A 17,390-nucleotide genomic window follows, 5' to 3' on the forward strand; every position below is an offset into this window, starting at 1 on the left:
TTCGAGGTTATCATTGCCCCATGCGCCTAACAAAACTGTCGCGTGATCATTATCATTTTTCATCGGATTTCTTCCGCGACGACGGCCGCGTCCACTTTGGGGATTTCTCCTCCGCGCGGAAGTTTGCGGCGCAGGCAACAGCGCTTCGTTCGGACCCTCTGCCTGCTTCAGACCTTTATGCTTTATCCCTCATTGACGAGGCTTTGCGCGCCCTCGTGAAGCGGTTCGCCCCTCCGCCGGTGATGAACACAGCGGTCAACTCTGCGAGCGAGCAAGTCGGTGAGGATTCAATTGACCGCACGCAAAAAAAATTCGTCGCAGAGTTTCCGCCTGAAAGCGTGTATCTCGGCGAGCAACAAGTTGATGACTATCTCGCCAAACTCACGAACGGACGAGTCAAGTCGGTCGAAGAGTTGATCTACGTCTTCACGCACAACGCCAACCCGGCAGTGAGTCCCATGCTCGAACTCGTGGACGATGCTCCGCTTGAACCGACCGCTTACAAGAATCTGATCGCCGCGCTCGATTCGTTCTTTGCCCAAATTGTAAAAGATAACGCGAATATTCCAGGCTCGACCGAATCGTTGTTTGAAATCCTGCGCGCGCCTGCCGAAGCCTTCCCTGATTCGCTTGAAGGGCAGTTGCAGTTCATCCTCGAAAAGTGGGGCGGACTACTCGGCGACGAGTTTGTCTCTCGTCTCTTGCGCGGCATGGACTTTTTACGCGAAGAGACTCTCCGTCATCACCTCGCTCACGGCGATTTCAAAGCGGATATCCCCGTCGCAACCTATTCGGGCGGCGACTATGCCGAATACGAAAGATACAGTCCCGACAAAGACTGGATGCCGCGATTAATCCTCATCGCGAAAAATTCCTATGTGTGGCTCGAACAACTCTCGCGCAAGTATGGTCGCTGGATAAAAACTCTCGACCAAATCCCCGATGAAGAACTCGACATTCTCCGTGATCGCGGCTTCACGGGTTTGTGGCTCATCGGTCTGTGGGCACGGAGCCGCGCCAGTCAACGAATCAAACAACGCATGGGCGATGCGGACGCAGTCGCTTCGGCGTATTCACTTTATTCGTATGATATTGCCGAAGACCTCGGAGGCTGGGGAGCATTGGAGAATTTGCGAACTCGCGCGTGGCAGAGAGGTATTCGCCTGTCCGCCGATATGGTCCCCAATCACATGGGCATCGACTCGAAGTGGGTGAGCGAGCATCCCGATTGGTTCCTGTCGCTTCCGTATTCGCCATATCCTTCGTATTCGTTCAAATCCGAAAATTTGTCCGACGATATTCGCGTGGGAATTTATCTCGAAGATCATTACTACAACAAGACCGATGCGGCGGTCGTCTTTCAACGCCGCGACCATTTTACGGGCGACGTGCGTTACATCTATCACGGCAACGACGGCACGTCCTTTCCGTGGAACGACACAGCGCAACTCGATTACACCAAAGCCGAAGTGCGCGAGGCGATCATCCAAACCATTTTGCATGTGGCGCGCAATTTTCCCGTCATCCGTTTCGACGCGGCGATGACGTTGGCGAAGAAACACATTCAACGATTATGGTTCCCCGAACCCGGCTCAGGCGGCGCGATCCCCTCACGGGCAGAGCGAGGCATGACGAGGTCCGAATTTGACGCGTTGATCCCGCAGGAGTTTTGGCGCGAGGTCGTGGACCGTGTCGCGGCGGAAGTCCCAGACACGCTACTCCTCGCCGAAGCGTTTTGGCTGCTCGAGGGATATTTCGTCCGCACGCTGGGGATGCACCGCGTGTACAACTCCGCGTTCATGCACATGCTGCGCGACGAAGACAACGCCAAATATCGCGCCGCGATCAAGAACACGCTGGAGTTCGACCCGCAAATTCTCAAGCGGTACGTCAACTTCATGAACAACCCCGATGAAAAAACCGCCATCGAACAATTCGGCGACGGCGATAAATATTTTGGGATCGCAACTGTGCTGTCCACGTTGCCTGGCTTGCCGATGTTCGGGCACGGACAGGTTGAAGGCTTCCGCGAAAAATATGGGATGGAGTTTCGCAAACCGAAATGGGATGAGACACCGAATGACGCGCTCATCGCTGGTCACGATTGGAAGATCTTCCCGCTTCTTCACCGCCGCTATCTGTTCGCCGACGTGGAAAATTTCTTCCTCTTCGACCTCTTCACCGCCAGCGGTCACGTGGACGAAAATGTTTTTGCCTACTCAAACATATTTCAAGATGAACGCGGACTCGTCCTCTATCACAACCGCTTCGCCGACACCAAAGGCTGGATCAAAACCTGCGCCGCCTATCTCGATAAGTCTACTGGCGACTTGCGCCAAAAATCTTTAGCCGAAGCGCTGGGACTTCCATTCGAAGGCTACGTTATTTTCAAAGATTACGTTACACACTTGGAATACATCCGCTCATGTGAAGAACTTTGGAGCAAGGGACTGTACGTTGAACTGCACGCGTACCAGCATCACGTGTTTATGGATTTTCAGTTCGTGGAAAGTGGCGAGTGGAAAGTGATTTGCGACGCGTTGAATGGCGCGGGCGTGGAGTCTATGTCCGCGAAGTGGGAGGAGATGTTTGGCGTGAAGGATGAAGGTGGAAGGATGAAGGATGAAGAAAGAGGAAAGAAGAAAGAATCCGCGAAGGTGAAGAAACCGAGGAAGAAAGTAGAGAATGGAAAGAAGGCGAAAGCTAGTAAGACTAAATCCGCCGCGAAAAAGTTAGTGAAGAAAAAGGCGGTTGTCAAGAAGAAGCTTGTGGCGAAGAAGGCTATGGCGAAGAAATCTTCTGCGAAGGCGAGTAAGTCAACGCCGAAATCAGTGAAACAGGTTCTGAAGAAAGCAGTGAAGAAAAAATCAAAGAGTAAATAACTCTGCGTGTTACAGCGGCAGAAATACAACTTGATTTTTCAAATCTTCCGTTTCCCCACTTTTGGCGATAATTTCAAGGTCATGGATACAAAGTCCTATCGTCACCCTCAATTGATGCCCATAAATCACGCCTGAAAATTCAATCCCCTCCCGTTGACATTTCGCCGCCTCTGTTAGCAAGTCGTCGTCTTGTGTGAATAAGACCCGCCCCAATTCGTTTACTCGTTTCAGTAATTCATCATCGTCGAGTTGGTCGGCGCCATCCTCATGCGCCGTAACCACATCTACGCCCCGCAAACGCAAACCAACCGTGATCGCTATTGGAACATGGTGATCCATGTATAGCGACACAGTCATTAGATCAGCCCTTTGTCCTTCAGTCGTTTAATTAATGGCGAGGCGGGAGTTGATTTCTGAACTTTGTCAACTTTTTCGATTCGCTTTTCAATGTCGCCATCCAATTCGTCGCGATGATCCCAATAATACGCGAGCGCGGAATAGATCTGCCCCAGCGTCAATTGCGGGAACTGGATGTGCAATTCCTCCGCGCTCCAGCCATATGCTGCCTGCGCAAGGACGAGTTCCACCACCTTCATTGTTGTCCCTGAAATGAGAGGCACACGTGAGTCGCTCAAAACTACATGCTCGTAACGGGTTTCTGCTAACATGGCTAACTCCTGCCCCAATCATACACGATTTTTAGTGAACAGCTCTCTTCCTTTGATCCGTACGCATGCGGTCAATTGCGCCAGACCGGGGTCGGTGTATTCCGTGTTGCCGATGATGAGTGCGAATTTTCCGCTCAATTTATCCTTTTGATGCTACACGGATCATTTCAGGTTTCTAAAAGTAATTTCCTTGTAATTATCAAGGGTGATGATACCTTGATTTGCCTGCACATAAAAAATCCAGTCCGACTCAATCCATGTCGAGTCTTTTTCCTCTCGAAGAAATAGAATATCCGATGGGTTAGCTGGATCCCAAACAGCCACAACAAACTGCGCATCTGTTATAATTGCCATTAATAGCGAATACCCCGTATCTGCATTGAGCGAAATATTCCCTGACAGAGGGGTACTTTGAATGAGTTGATCCCCATCATACTCGTTTGTCAGAATAGAGTTGTCGCCGATGAAAATGCCAAACCGTCTGTACGATTCGTTGCCAAAATCGCCCTGCTCGAAAAACGCTTCAAAAAGCGCATCGTTTGTATATTTGAAATCAACGATAATTCCCTCGCCGTCCTTAAAGTTCTTTTTCCGAGAAACCCCGTCCCAGTTTTCAGTGCCGATGATTTCCAATACACCGTTGTTAATTGCTCCACCGGAAAAAGTTGAACCCGTTACAAGAGGATTATCAAAACCATCAAAATATGAAACTTCTGAATTAATCAAGGATTCCAAGAGGTGGGGGTATGCTGGAAAATTTTGGATGATAGGACTTACGACCGCGGTAGGTGTTTGAAAATTTCCTTCGCTAGGAATGGGTGTGACGGAAACCGAGTCTGTGCTCGTTTGGGGTGGGGATGCAAATAATGAGAATATTCTATTACTGACCCAAAGCGCGCTGATTGCGAAACCGCAAAGTATTAGGAAAATTCCTGTTGGTATTACCCATGACTTGCTTGATGTTGATTTTTTGGATGATAAGCGGAGAGATTCAGATTCGCTAATTCTTGATTCAAGTTCCTCTTTCTCCTGTAACAATTTTTCCTGCCTGCTCTGTATCATTTTCAATCGTTCATGATGCAGGACTCGAAGTTCTTCGGTCCGTGTCTTTTTGTCGCCAACGGGAACATATTGCCGAAGAATGATTTCACCTTGTTCCTTGTATGACCATTTTCCCGGTGTCTGTTTTGTGGTTATGTTGAGAACTTGCTCATAAGCAAAATCGTACAATTCGTCAACAGTGATGTTCCCGTCGCGGTTTCTGTCGGCTTCGCCTTCAAGCCCCCGGATAAGAAAATGGGTGAACAGCGAATTTTCCGTTTCGCCGATGGCCTTGTCTCCTTCCCATGCGAACTGGGTGGAGTCGCTAGCTGTCAAAACTACACGACCATACCCATTCCCTTCAAAAGCGGATGATGTCCCAATACTTGCGCCGGTAGCTGCTTTTGTCCCTTGTTGGAACGCGCCGCTATTGCAGCAGTCAAGGATGAGTACTTGCCGTTTGGAACGACTTTGGTCCATGGACTCTCGTACATAGTCTGATTTAATCGCCGTAGATCTCAAACGAGAACGATTTGTATTTTTTACCGCAAGATACAACGAACCATACTCGTCTCGTACGCCATGACCTGAAAAATATAGCACAAGCAAATCATCTGGTCTTTTAAGATAATAGAGACTGTCAATCGCTTCACGGATTGCAGACTCTGTTTGATTGAATAAAACATTGACTTCATCGAATTTACAAAGACTTTTGTCCTTCAACACGCGCGCAAAATCCTCCGTGTCCTTGCCCGGCGCGGTCAGTTGCGCCAGACCGGGGTCGGTATATTCCGTGTTGCCGATGATGAGGGCGAATTTTCCGCTCATGGGTTCCTCAGGGCAAATATTTCATTACTTGATTACTTTTAGCCAATACAAAATTCTAGAAAGTAAAGCGCCTGCTGGAAGGCCGTACACACCTCCAAATGCAAGCAAGTCATATGGCAAAGATCCTTCTTGACTCTTGGCAATACCTACAACAATGAAACCGCCGATCATCAATGGGATAGTCCATCTGTGTGGAAACGCTATTAATCCAGCCAGACCGCAAGCGACTAACAAGATAATGTGTGGAACATCTAAATAAAAGGTGGAATATGCGTAGGCAAAGTTGTAGGTGGTTTCATTGACTATCCCGTATATTATTCCGAACAATATTCCAAGGATTAATCCAACCAGTACGCCTAGTAGGCTTCGTCCCTTCCATGAAAGAAGAAATACCTTGTGTTTCTCTATGAATTCAGCGATGGTCCATTTGCCTGCGAACTCTTCTTGTGCTGTTTCTTTAGGTGCTTTTAGAAGTTGCCGACCCAAAACGTAACCGCCGATTGCGCCCGAAATTGCCCAGGCGAGTCCCCATCCAGCCGCTTTGCCGATGTAATAATTGAACAAAAACCCATCAGCATAATAAATCCACTTACCGATTGTCCAGCCGACCGCGCTTGAAATTGCCCAGAACAATATCAACCACAGCATGTCTTTCCAACGCGAGCGTAATTTTTCAATACCAAGCGTGCCCGCCAACGCGATCAGAATCCCGATCGTATCTCCAACTACCGCAATGGGCGCCGCCGTGATCATGCTCGTATCTGCCCAACCGATTATCCCGCCGATGACCCAGATAAAAGTTACCAGATAAATATTTTTCTCGCTGGGAAGGATATCTCGGGCTCGCAGGATAATTGTAGTTACGTAGCCACCGATCCCCCAACTGACGATACCGACCAATGGCGTGCTGAATTCGTCCACTGCCCAGAAAACTGTCCTACTAATCGCCCCGGCAACGACCCAGCCCAAAGTGATCCATAAGATCGCTTGCTGATTCGAAATGGATGAGTTTATTATCTCAGGCTCAGGCTTCGAAAGTTCTTTCTTGGCATCAAGGATTCGTGCCACTGATGGTTTGACTTTTTCCTTCTCCAGACGTTCCGCTTCCATGACGCGTTTGTGGATGACGTTCTGCGCCTCTTCCGTTATTCTGTCTGATTCTTCATCTTTGGCTTTTTTCTCGCCCTCGCGCACGGACTCCAACGCCCCCGCCGCCGCACGCTGGACTTGACGGCTGTCATCCTCTTCGGCGATTCTTTCCAACGCCTCTCGCGCGGATCGTGCCAGCCCAAGATTTTTTCCGTTCAATAATTTCGTCAGTTGTTGCACCGCGCCGAGACGAATATCTGAAAATGGATTCTCAATCGAGTCCAACAGGGGAGTGGGCAACGGCACCGACTTGATCTCTTCGACGGATATATTTTGGCGAAGAATGATCTCGCCCTGTTGCTTGCTCGAAAACTTCGACGGGGTTTGTTTCGGTGTCGCATGTTTTACTTTTTCATACGCGTAATCGTACAACTCATCAACAGTGATTCTTCCATCGCCGTCTATATCTGCTTCGCCTTCGAGTCCCTCGACGAGGAAGTGAGTGAAAAGCGAGTTGTCCGTCTCACCAATGACTCTATCGCCTTCCCATGCGAATTGAGTCGAGTCGCTGGCGGTGAGAATGATGCGACCATATCCGCCCTCGAACGCGGTTGCCGTGCCAACGCTCACGCCCGTCGCGGCTTTTGTCCCTTGCTGGAACGCGCCGCTGTTGCAACAATCCAAAACGAGGACTTGCCGCCTCGACCGCGATTGATCCATCACCTCGCGGATGTAGTCAGACTTGATCGCCGTTGATCTCAATCGTGAACGGATCGTATTTTTGACCGCCAGATACAACGAACCAAGTTCATCTCGCACACCGTGACCCGAAAAATACAAAACGAGTAAATCATCGGGTTTCTTTTGGTCGAAGAATTCGTCAATCGCTTCGATAATGGAAGAGGAAACCTGATTCAGCAAAACTTTTACATCGTCAAACTCGCAGAGACCTTTGTCCTTCAACACGCGCGCAAAATCTTCCGCGTCCTTGCCGGGCGCGGTGAGTTGAGCCAACCCCGGGTCGGCGTAGTCCGTGTTGCCGATGACCAAGGCGTATTTGGCGCTCATTTTTTCTTGCTTTTCTTTTGGAACGTGGAGAGAAACTTATCGAATTCTTCGGGCGAGCCTTCGAACTCAAACCCCTTGCCCTTGAACTTCACCGTGCGACCCTGTCCGCGCATGACCCAGGCTTGCACCATCGCGATCAGACTCGGCGCGGCGGCGGGCAACACTTCCAGCGCCAACATGCCGACGGTCACCAAATCGCCTTTGGTTCCCTTCGGGGCGGCTCCCGAGGAGACTAAATCTGCCGACAGTGCGTCACTTCCCCTCAATTCGTTCAGCAAATTTCGGGTGATTTCGTCGAGGTCTTCTTCGCTTATATTCTTCGCGCCGACTTCGATCTCAAATTTGATTGGCTGGTCAGTCGTCATATGGGCTCCACCTGTAAGCTTGAATTCCGACACCGATGCTCCAATTATAGGCTAAAATCCATTAATTGAAACACTCAAATTTTGGTAAGGTTGTTCAGAGGAGCAGGCAAGCAAAGAGAATATTCGATGTACAAGCAACTTCCTAAATTCAAGAACGAGGAAGAAGAGCGCCGATTTTGGGCTAAAAATGATTCCAGCGATCTGATCGATTGGAAGAAGGCTCAACGCGCCGTTTTCCCCAATCTGAAGCCCACCTTGAAATCTATTTCTTTGCGCCTGCCCGAATCGATGATCGCTGAACTGCGCCAACTGGCGAATGAACGCGACGTGCCATATCAATCATTGATCAAGCATTTTCTTCGGGAAAGCATCAATAACGAATATTCGGTGAAGAGACCGAAAGCATAACTCCCCCAGAGTGTAAACTTACCCTACTTCGGGGCGAGGCGGATAGTTCGGCGATTCGCGGCGGAACTCGTAATTTTCCATCACGGCTTCGATGATGCGTTTCTGTTCGTCGGTCACAAGCTCGAACTCAAACCCGATGTTGAAGAATTCAGGGCTGAGGTCTTGTTGGCACCACGCAACGCGGACCGGCAAAGCCATGCGCGTGGCAGAGACATTCGGCAATTCGGGTAGTTGGATCGAGGCGGTCAATTTTGTGTCCAGCGGCATTGGCTCGTCGCCGATCACCATTGCCCCCAGCAGGTTCAGGTCGCCGAGGTAGCCGATGAGCCTGCCTTCGTATAGATCGAAGACCTGCGAATACGACATCAAATTCTTGCGCGGTTGTTTGCGTCTCTCTTGCATGGGGGTAGTGTACTTGAACTAACTTCAACAGACATTGCACTCGCATCTTAAATTTATCGGGCAGGCCGTCCCCCAGGTTTCACCGCGCGCGACAACACCTCCCTAAAAACCTGCGGGACTGTTAAAATTGAATTATGCGATGGATATACCTTTCCCCTCACCTTGACGACGCCGTCTTTTCCGCGGGCGGTTTGATCTACGAACAAACTCAAGCAGGCGTCCCAGTTGAAATCTGGACGATCATGTGCGGCGACCCGCGCCTCACCGAGTATTCTCAATTCGCGCAAAGGCTTCACCAAATTTGGGGATTCTCCTCCGCGGAAGAAACTGTCCGCAAGCGGCGGATGGAAGATACGCTCGCCGCCTCCATCGTCGGCGCGAAGGCGATCCACTTCGATTTTCTCGATTGCATCTACCGCCGCGACAAAAATGGGGATTGGCTTTACCCCTCTGAAATCTTCGGCGCGATTCACCCAGCGGATGCGGATTACCCCGCGCAGATCGCCTCTGCCATTTCCGCCCGCCTCAACCCCGACGATGTGCTGGTCTGCCAACTTGGGCTTGGCTCGCACGTCGACCACGTGCTCGTGCGGCAAGCCGCGGAACTTTTGGGCAAACCCCTCCGTTATGACATTGACGTTCCATACTGGTGCTACAAACCACACGAACTGGAGGCAAAAGCGGCTGGGATGGTCGAGGAAACTGTCAGGATAACTGAACCCAGCCTCACCCGTTGGATCGAAGCGTCGCTCGCTTATACATCCCAATTTCCCGCGCTCGGAGACCAGTTCGATACCCCCGAAAACGTGACCAAATCCATCCGAAATTACTGGGCTGAGCGGCAGGGAATCCGTTTATTGCAATATGATTAGACCGTTGCGACGTACTTGTATTGCCTAAAAAACCATGATATAGTATGCCCGCTTTTTGGGAAACACCAACTGAATCGGCTCTCCCTTGCTTTGTCCCGCGATGCGGGACAAAATTCATAATAGCAGGAATTAAAGATGCCTAACAACAATTTCTTAACTAAAGAAGGTTACCAGAAGCTTCAAGACGAATTGGATTATTTGCGAACCGCCAAACGGCAGGAAGTCGCCAATCGTCTGCACGAAGCCATGGAAGGTGGGGAACTCATTGAAAATGCCGAATACGAAGCCGCCAAGAACGAGCAGGCTTTCGTGGAAGGGCGCATTCAGGAACTCGATTTGTTGCTCGCCACCGCCAAGATCATCGAGGATAACGGCAAGAAAAAAGGCGACGTGGTGCACCTCGGTTCGAAGGTGACGATCAAAGAGGGCAACTTCGAGGCGGAGACGTTTGCCATCGTCGGCGCGGCGGAAGCCAACCCGCGCGAGGGGAAGATCTCGAACGAGTCGCCCATCGGGAAAGCCATCTTGAATCGCAAGGTGGGCGATATTGTCAAAGTCGAAACGCCCGGCGGCACATATAATGTTAAAATCCTGAAAGTCGGATAGACTCAGGAGCGACAGAAACACAATGCCCCGCGTCTTTCGCGGGGTTTTTTTTATTTATTGACCGCGAAAACCTTAGCCACGGATTTCACGAATTTACGCGGATTTTATTAATAAATCAGTGATAATCCGCGAAATCCGTGGCAGAGAATTTGATCGACTCGCGCGTGGTGTAAAATCAGGAATCATTATGACCGAATATACCCAACTCGAAAAAGTCCGTTTGCAGAAACTTGAGGAGCTACGCGCTGAGGGCTTGGAGCCGTTCCCCACGCGCGCCAAGCGGACGCACCTCAGCGCGGAAGCGATTGCCGAATTTGAATCTGCTGAAAAAGATGGCAAGGAAGTCCGAGCCGTGCTCGCGGGTCGCATCCGCGCGATGCGGACGATGGGCAAAATTTCGTTCGCGCACATCGAGGACGGCGCGGGCAAAGTGCAGTTATTCCTCCGCGCAAACGAAGTGGGCAAAGAGCGACTCGACCTTTTCAACAAGATGTTCGACCTCGGCGACTTCGTTCAAGCGGAGGGGGTGATGTTCCGCACAAAAAGCGGAGAGGTCACGCTTCACGTCCACGATTTTCATTTGCTCGCCAAAGCGGTGAGTCCGTTACCCGCCGCAAAGGACGAGACTCTCGAAGATGGGACCGTTGTCCGTCATGCCGCGTTGGAGCATCCCGAATTGCGCGCGCGACAACGTTACGCAGACCTGGCGGTGAATCCCGATGTCCGCGAGACGTTCCGCAAACGCGCGGCGATCATTAAGTCGTTGCGCGAATTTTTGGATGGCAAAGGTTTTCTCGAAGTCGAGACTCCAATCCTCCAACCGTTGTACGGCGGAGCGGCGGCGCGTCCGTTCGTGACACATCACAACGAACTCGAACAAGATATGTATCTACGCATCTCGTTCGAGTTATATTTGAAACGACTGCTCGTCGGCAACTTGGAAAAAGTCTACGAGATCGGGCGCGACTTCCGCAACGAAGGAGTCTCGTTCAAGCACAACCCCGAATTTACGCAACTCGAATTCTATTGGGCATACGCGGACTATCTGCAAGTGATGGAACTGACCGAGCAAATGGTTTCGTTCACGGCTCAGCAAGTCCTTGGCACGATGAAGATCAAGTACAAAGAAAATGAAATTGATTTAACCCCGCCATGGAAACGACTCGAAATGCGCGAGGGCATTAAACAAACCAGCGGCATAGACATTGCCGAGCATAAATCCGCTGAGGAGTTGTTCAAGGCGATCAAAGCGAAGCACCCGAACAAGACTCCCGATCCGAAAGCGACGCGCGGCAAGTTGATCGACTTCCTGCTCAGCGATTTCCTCGAACCCACGTTAATCCAGCCGACGTTCTTGTACAACTATCCGCGCGATATTTCCCCGCTGGCGAAGTCCATCCCTGGCGATGCGCTGACTGTCGAGCGGTTCGAGGGATACGTCGCGGGTTTCGAGTTGTGCAACGCCTTCACCGAGTTGAACGATCCGCTCGATCAGGAACAACGCTTCGTCGAAATGGGACGCGATTACGCGGAGGGCGACGACGAGAAACATCCGCTCGATGAGGATTACCTCCGCGCCATGCGCTACGGTATGCCTCCCAACGGCGGATTTGGCATGGGCGTGGATCGTCTCGCCATGTTGCTGCTCGACAAACATTCCATCCGCGAGGTGCTGTTGTTCCCCGCGTTGAGGAAGGAAGAATAGCAAAGAGCTTAAACACGAAGGACACAAAGTACACAAAGTGGAAAAGTGTGAATTTCACAAAGATTTCCTTCGTGATCTTGGTGTCCTTTGTGTTGAAAAAGGTTTTTCGTTAAAAATAGGAGAGCATGTTTATAGCTTACCTTACGCAGAACGTCCCGTAGGATTGGTTGAATCAATGGAGTTCTGCGAGAAAACCTGCGGGACGGTGCGTAACATCAGTTTATAAAAGGAGTTCACCATGCCAAACCTACAACCTCACCAAGCGCAAAAGATCCACGAACTGATCGACGCCAGCCAGATTCTCATGGCGATCCAAGTCTACCGCGAAGCGACGGGCGTCAGCCTTGCGGAGGCAAAACAAGCGGTGGAACAAATGGCACGGATGGAAGCGGCAAGACCTCCCTCCGATTCGCGCAACTTCGACAATCCCGTGCTTGAAAGTAAGATTCGGTCATTGCTCGGCAAAGGGAAGAAGATCGAAGCGGTAAAGATCTACCGCGAAGAATATGGTGTCGGATTAAAAGAAGCAAAAGACGCGGTGGATCGCATCGAAGCCACCATGCCACGCGATTCGGGAAGCAACATGCCTTATGAATCCGCGATTGGGAATGATCCGTTCGCTAGAGACGATGGAAGCGGCAAGAATGTTGTCTTGCTCTTTGCGGCGATTTTGGGAGTGATTGCCTGTGGAATAGCGGTTGTTGTATTTTTACTCGGAGGAAGTTAATGTCAAAAAAGATGTTGTTCATTAGCGACGCTGTCGCCATTGCGCTGGTCACGTTTGCGGGATTTGCCTTTCACGGCGAGACAGACGCATCCATCCTGCCGCGTTTTCTGTTGAGTTATGTTCCGCTCACCGTTGCGTGGTTCATCATCGCCCCGCTGCTTGGACTATACCAACCAGAGATCACATCCAACCCCAAACAACTGTGGCGACCCGCGCTGGCGATGATCTTCGCCGCGCCGCTCGCGGCTCTCTCGCGCGCCAACATCCTCGGCTCGATGGTGATTCCCGTTTTTGCAAACGTCCTCGCCGCCACATCCGCGTTGGGGATGGTAGTGTGGCGGGGGATTTATCTTTTTATGAAAACAAAAAGGGCGGACACGTAGGTCTACCCCTACTTTCCACTTTCCTCTTTCTTCTTTCCCGTCCCGAAATGATAAAATAATCTCGACGCTAATCGTAAATCGTCAATCTGAAATCGTAAATCGTATGAACGAACAAGCCCTCATCACCGACGCGCAAGGCGGAAACCTCGACGCCTTCAACACGCTCATCTTGCATTATCAAGACAGCGTGTTCAACACCGCCCTCCGCATCCTCGGCGACGAAGACCAAGCCGCCGACGCCTCGCAAGAGGCGTTCATCTCCGCGTTCAAAAGCATCGCATCGTTTCGCGGCGGATCGTTCAAAGCGTGGCTCATGCGCACCGTCACCAACGCGTGCTACGACGAACTGCGCCGACAAAAACGCCGACCCACAACTCCGCTCGAACCCGACACCAACGACGGCGACGAAATGGATTCCCCGCGCTGGCTCGCCGACCCGAACATGACTCCCGCACAGCAAGCCGAAGCCGACGAAGTCGAACACGCGATCCAGCACTGCCTCGATAACCTCCCGCTCGAATTCAAAACTGTCGTCGTAATGGCAGACATTCAAGGCATGGACTACACCGAAGTCGCCGCCACCGTTCGCGTGCCGCTCGGCACCATCAAGAGTCGCCTCGCCCGCGCACGCTTAAGATTACGTGAGTGCCTGCAAGGCTTCGCGGAACTTTTGCCCGCATCGTATCGTCTTGAAAGCGGTGTTGCACAATGAATGACCGCGATCTCGAACTCCTCTCTTCTTATTTAGATGGACAACTGACTCCATCCGATTCAGCGCGACTGGAATCACGCCTCAAATCCGACGGGGGACTTGCCTCAACCCTCGACGATTTACGCGCCGCCCGAACCCTTCTCCGCCAACTCCCCAAGCGACGCGCTCCTCGCAACTTCACGCTCACGCGCAAAATGGTGGGATTGAATCCGCCGCTTCCGCGTTCGTATCCCGCGTTTCGATTCGCGACAGTCGTTGCCACATTATTGTTCTTCTTCACATTTGGAATCAACACATTCGCTCCACAACTCGCGCAGATTTCCCCATTTGGAACGGGAGGCGGCGCGCCAGAAATTTTTTCCGCCGCACCCGCCGCCGCGACAGAAGCGCCCGTGTTTGCTGAAGCCGCCGCGACCGAAGCGCCAGCGACCGAAGCCCCAGCCGCGACGGAAGCTCCTCTTCAATCTTCATCCGATCTTGCGCCTCTGCCAACCATGATGCCTTCATTGGAAGATTCTGCGCGCGTGGCGGAAACCCCGATGACAAAGATCGGAGAGGCAGAGAATGCTGGGGATGTGGATCAGCCTCAAGTCGCGAATGAACCGACGCGTCCCGCGCCGATCATTCCATCCATGTGGCAATCCGCGTTTGCAGTGATCGCAATCCTGAGCGCATCCTTGATGGCGTTATTACGTCGAAGCGCGTCCAATCGTTGGAAGTAAATATGGAGTTGGACAGCTTGCTGTCCGATTTTTTATGTCAACCTCCGAATTCAATTTCTGCCCGCGTTGTGGCGCGTCGGTGATGCCCGTCGAAAAGTTTGGACGTGTGCGCCCCGTTTGCCCGCAATGCGGGTGGATTCATTATGTAGACCCGAAGGTCGCCGCGGCGGCGTTGATCGTGGATGATGGGCGCGTGCTGTTGGTGCGGCGCGTCAACGAACCGCATCGCGGACTGTGGACTCTGCCCGCAGGGTTTGTGGACGGCGGCGAAGACCCAGCCGAAGCGGCGGCGCGTGAATGTTTGGAAGAGACAGGCTTGCGCGTGCGCGTGACGCGCGTGTTCGACATCGTGTCGGGGCGCGAGCATCCGCGCGGCGCGGACTTTGTCATCGTGTATGTTGCCGAAGTTCTCGGCGGCGACATGAAACCCGACGACGACGCGGATGCGGTTGAGTGGTTCGATAAAACTAATTTGCCGCCGCTCGCTTTTCGCGCGACTCAAAAAGTGCTACAATCTTTTTATGCTTGATGTTCGCCCGTCTCCGATCGCTGGGACTTGGTATGAGGGGAATGCAAAGAATTTGGCTCGTGTCGTTGATGAATATTTGAATAACGCGCAATTGCCTGAGTTGAATGGGGAGGTGGTGGCAGTCATCGCGCCGCACGCGGGGCATCGCTATTCGGGCGCGGTGGCTGGGTTTGGATTCGCAACAGTTCGAAATTTGCAATTCGATTTAGTTGTGGTCATTTCTCCATTCCATAACTTATCAAATTATCCATTGCTCACAACCACCCACGACGCGTATGGTACTCCGCTTGGAAATATTGAAGTGGATAAATCCGCGCTGGCGGAGTTATCTTCGCATCTCGATATTCCCATCACTCCAATTCGCGCCGATAAAGAACATTCGCTTGAAATTGAACTTCCATTTTTACAACGTGCATTGACAGGTGAATTCAAACTCTTGCCCATCATGATCCGCGCGCAAGAAGTAGATGTGGCAAAGAAACTCGGTCTTGCGCTTGCACAAGTTTTGAGAAACAAAAACGCTCTGCTCGTCGCCTCCACCGACCTCTCCCACTTTTACGACCAAACCACCGCGAACATGCTCGACGCCGAAATGCTCAAGCGGTTCGAGTCGTTCGACCCCGAATCCATTTTTGAAGCGGAACACACAGGCAAAGCCTTCGCCTGCGGACATGCCGCCGTCGCCGCCGCGTTGTGGGCATCGCGCGAGTTGGGCGCGAACAAAGTGCAAATTTTACGTCACGCCACCTCAGGCGATGTGACGGGAGATTTCACGTCCGTTGTGGGGTATGGGGCGGGGGTGGTTTTGAAGGGATAACTCTCTGTGCTATACTTGCAAACGAAGAAAGACGAGTCGAAATGGCAACCGCAACATTTACTGGAACCATCCCATTGAAAGTTGATAAAGACGGCGTGATCCGCGTCAGCAAAACGCGCGTGACACTGGATACAATCGTTGCCGCGTTTCTCGAAGGCTTGACCGCCGAAGAGATCGCGGTTCAGTATCCCGTTGTCCCCTTGGCAGATGTGTACTCTGTGATCGGTTATTACCTGCATCAGAAAAGCAAAGTTCAGGAGTATCTCAAACGCCGCGAAAAATTTGCCCTAGAAGTGCGGAAACAAAATGAAGAACGCTTCAATCAATCAGGGATTCGAGAGCGGTTGTTAGCGAGACGACAAACAATTTGATGGATTATCATTCGTAATCTGAATTTTCATCAAATAAGTTGTATTGTTCTTGCTCTTCTTTTATAAATTGTCCCCCAAAATTTTTTGATAATCCTATAAACTGTTCCAGTGGAACTTTTCGAATTGCTTTGCGCAGATGTTTCTCCACTTCATTGTCGTTCATACGAAGTAGATCGTGTCTGAATCCAATAGTTTTGTTTAATACTTGGGCAACTTGCTTGGGCCAATAGCCCGCACTCATCTGAATGATTGTCCCTTGCACCTCTTCAGCCATGCGTTCTATTCTGCTGTTTGCTCCGATGCGGTCAACAAGAATGATAGTTGCCATAAAAAATTTTGAGCGACCCAATGAAATTTCTCTTTCAAAGCGTGTTACCTTGTCTAAAGAGATTTCAGGATTTCCTCTCCCAATGAAGCCAATGTCAAATCGTACGCCTTTACCTAATTCGTAGAGCAACGTTGCGTCACTTTCTCGTTTTTCATTTCTTGAAGAAAGCCAAAATACTTTTTCGTACTCTTGTGGGGGAGGCGTAGTGTGTTTGAAGCCTAAAATATGAAGAAGAGAGCCAAGTACCAATTTCTCAAATAGTTTGCCATAAGCAGATTTTTCTGACCCGCGAATTGCAAGTGTTTGCGCTCCGATGGTATTCAGAAGGTAGGTCATCCAAAGCCAATTGATTTGAGCTTTTTGATTTCCATTGATTGTAATTTCGCCACGCAGTGATCCCTTCTCTGTTTTTCTTGTGCCGATAACTTCGTCGCAAATCTGAATATATCTATCCCTGTATTCTGCAATTGCCTCGGGATCATCCCTCAAAACATTTTGAAATGCTTTATCCGTCAACCCAAGAATCCATTGAGCCAGCCATCTTTCGGCTTTGGATAAATTCCCTTTAGAAAGAATGTCAGTAGCGATTTTCGGAAGCTGATTGATAAAGTCTTTGGAGTTTGCCGAACCTCTAATAAATAATTCCATTGTTGCTAAATTCAATGTGGCGATTCTGCGCCGCGTCAACGCTTCGGTTGAATCTCGCAAGTTCTTACCTGTGAGAATATCTAGCACAACACCGCGAACAACGTCCAAGCCTATTTGCTCAACAAGTTGACTTCCGCTTGCTGATAGTAAGTCTAAATCAGCAGGCGAGATTAAGTCAGTTAGGGCATTTAGCGGTTTTTTGTTTTTAGGCATGTAAAC

General features: G+C 50.8%; 19 protein-coding genes. 12 read left to right on the forward strand and 7 right to left on the reverse strand.

The features are described from left to right. Window positions 1-20: 20 nt before the first annotated feature. On the forward strand, window positions 21-2,882 hold the full coding sequence (locus tag IPM31_11455; GenBank protein MBK9007596.1) for an alpha-amylase: 2,862 nt from the start codon (window positions 21-23) through the stop codon (window positions 2,880-2,882). 9 nt (window positions 2,883-2,891) lie between these two features. Here the strand turns inward: IPM31_11455 and IPM31_11460 are convergent, their stop codons facing one another. The 5 genes from IPM31_11460 to IPM31_11480 all read right to left on the reverse strand — a co-directional run bounded on the left by IPM31_11460 (window position 2,892) and on the right by IPM31_11480 (window position 7,941). Continuing rightward, a complete protein-coding gene (locus IPM31_11460) occupies window positions 2,892-3,239 on the reverse strand; it encodes a DUF5615 family PIN-like protein (GenBank protein ID MBK9007597.1) in 348 nt (115 codons plus the stop codon). Further along, window positions 3,239-3,550: a DUF433 domain-containing protein gene (locus tag IPM31_11465; protein MBK9007598.1), complete on the reverse strand. Its 312-nt coding sequence runs from the start codon at window positions 3,548-3,550 to the stop codon at window positions 3,239-3,241. The genes IPM31_11460 and IPM31_11465 overlap by 1 nt, the downstream gene beginning before the upstream one ends. Window positions 3,551-3,712: 162 nt before the next feature. After that, window positions 3,713-5,419: a caspase family protein gene (locus IPM31_11470; GenBank protein ID MBK9007599.1), complete on the reverse strand. Its 1,707-nt coding sequence runs from the start codon at window positions 5,417-5,419 to the stop codon at window positions 3,713-3,715. Window positions 5,420-5,443: 24 nt separating this feature from the next. Continuing rightward, window positions 5,444-7,576, reverse strand: a complete 2,133-nt coding sequence (locus IPM31_11475) for a caspase family protein (GenBank protein MBK9007600.1) — start codon at window positions 7,574-7,576, stop codon at window positions 5,444-5,446. Continuing rightward, window positions 7,573-7,941 (reverse strand): hypothetical protein, encoded by a 369-nt coding sequence (locus IPM31_11480; protein ID MBK9007601.1) that lies wholly within the window; start codon window positions 7,939-7,941, stop codon window positions 7,573-7,575. Before IPM31_11480 ends, IPM31_11475 begins: the two co-directional genes overlap by 4 nt. Window positions 7,942-8,067: 126 nt before the next feature. Between IPM31_11480 and IPM31_11485 the strand changes: the two genes are divergently transcribed. Then, a complete protein-coding gene (locus IPM31_11485) occupies window positions 8,068-8,349 on the forward strand; it encodes a BrnA antitoxin family protein (protein MBK9007602.1) in 282 nt (93 codons plus the stop codon). Window positions 8,350-8,367: 18 nt separating this feature from the next. Here IPM31_11485 and IPM31_11490 read toward each other — a convergent pair whose 3' ends face one another. Then, complete coding sequence (locus tag IPM31_11490; GenBank protein MBK9007603.1) at window positions 8,368-8,751, reverse strand: PilZ domain-containing protein; 384 nt, start codon at window positions 8,749-8,751, stop codon at window positions 8,368-8,370. Between the two features lie 134 nt (window positions 8,752-8,885). On the opposite strand from IPM31_11490, the gene IPM31_11495 reads away from it, so the two are divergent. From IPM31_11495 to IPM31_11540, 10 genes are all read left to right on the forward strand, one after another. Next, complete coding sequence (locus IPM31_11495) at window positions 8,886-9,623, forward strand: PIG-L family deacetylase (GenBank protein MBK9007604.1); 738 nt, start codon at window positions 8,886-8,888, stop codon at window positions 9,621-9,623. Window positions 9,624-9,758: 135 nt separating this feature from the next. Beyond that, on the forward strand, window positions 9,759-10,229 hold the full coding sequence (gene greA, locus IPM31_11500) for a transcription elongation factor GreA (GenBank protein MBK9007605.1): 471 nt from the start codon (window positions 9,759-9,761) through the stop codon (window positions 10,227-10,229). A gap of 187 nt (window positions 10,230-10,416) precedes the next feature. Beyond that, a complete protein-coding gene (gene lysS, locus IPM31_11505) occupies window positions 10,417-11,934 on the forward strand; it encodes a lysine--tRNA ligase (protein ID MBK9007606.1) in 1,518 nt (505 codons plus the stop codon). Window positions 11,935-12,172: 238 nt separating this feature from the next. Then, window positions 12,173-12,661, forward strand: a complete 489-nt coding sequence (locus IPM31_11510; GenBank protein MBK9007607.1) for a hypothetical protein — start codon at window positions 12,173-12,175, stop codon at window positions 12,659-12,661. After that, window positions 12,661-13,044, forward strand: coding sequence for a DUF3054 domain-containing protein (locus IPM31_11515; GenBank protein MBK9007608.1), 384 nt, complete (start codon window positions 12,661-12,663; stop codon window positions 13,042-13,044). Before IPM31_11510 ends, IPM31_11515 begins: the two co-directional genes overlap by 1 nt. Window positions 13,045-13,147: 103 nt before the next feature. Then, window positions 13,148-13,756 (forward strand): sigma-70 family RNA polymerase sigma factor, encoded by a 609-nt coding sequence (locus IPM31_11520; GenBank protein ID MBK9007609.1) that lies wholly within the window; start codon window positions 13,148-13,150, stop codon window positions 13,754-13,756. Then, window positions 13,753-14,478, forward strand: a complete 726-nt coding sequence (locus IPM31_11525; GenBank protein MBK9007610.1) for a hypothetical protein — start codon at window positions 13,753-13,755, stop codon at window positions 14,476-14,478. Before IPM31_11520 ends, IPM31_11525 begins: the two co-directional genes overlap by 4 nt. A 34-nt stretch (window positions 14,479-14,512) precedes the next feature. Next, the gene (locus IPM31_11530) at window positions 14,513-15,007 is read left to right on the forward strand and encodes an NUDIX hydrolase (protein ID MBK9007611.1); all 495 of its coding nucleotides are present in this window, start codon (window positions 14,513-14,515) and stop codon (window positions 15,005-15,007) included. After that, window positions 15,000-15,824, forward strand: a complete 825-nt coding sequence (gene amrB, locus IPM31_11535; GenBank protein MBK9007612.1) for an AmmeMemoRadiSam system protein B — start codon at window positions 15,000-15,002, stop codon at window positions 15,822-15,824. The genes IPM31_11530 and amrB overlap by 8 nt, the downstream gene beginning before the upstream one ends. Window positions 15,825-15,865: 41 nt before the next feature. Next, window positions 15,866-16,195, forward strand: a complete 330-nt coding sequence (locus IPM31_11540) for a DUF433 domain-containing protein (GenBank protein MBK9007613.1) — start codon at window positions 15,866-15,868, stop codon at window positions 16,193-16,195. Window positions 16,196-16,202: 7 nt separating this feature from the next. On the opposite strand, the gene IPM31_11545 is transcribed toward IPM31_11540, so the two are convergent. Beyond that, the gene (locus IPM31_11545) at window positions 16,203-17,384 is read right to left on the reverse strand and encodes a CfrBI family restriction endonuclease (protein ID MBK9007614.1); all 1,182 of its coding nucleotides are present in this window, start codon (window positions 17,382-17,384) and stop codon (window positions 16,203-16,205) included. Between the last annotated feature and the right edge of the window lie 6 nt (window positions 17,385-17,390).

The organism is Candidatus Defluviilinea gracilis (assembly GCA_016716235.1).
Classification (GTDB): Bacteria; Chloroflexota; Anaerolineae; order Anaerolineales; family Villigracilaceae; genus Defluviilinea; species Defluviilinea gracilis.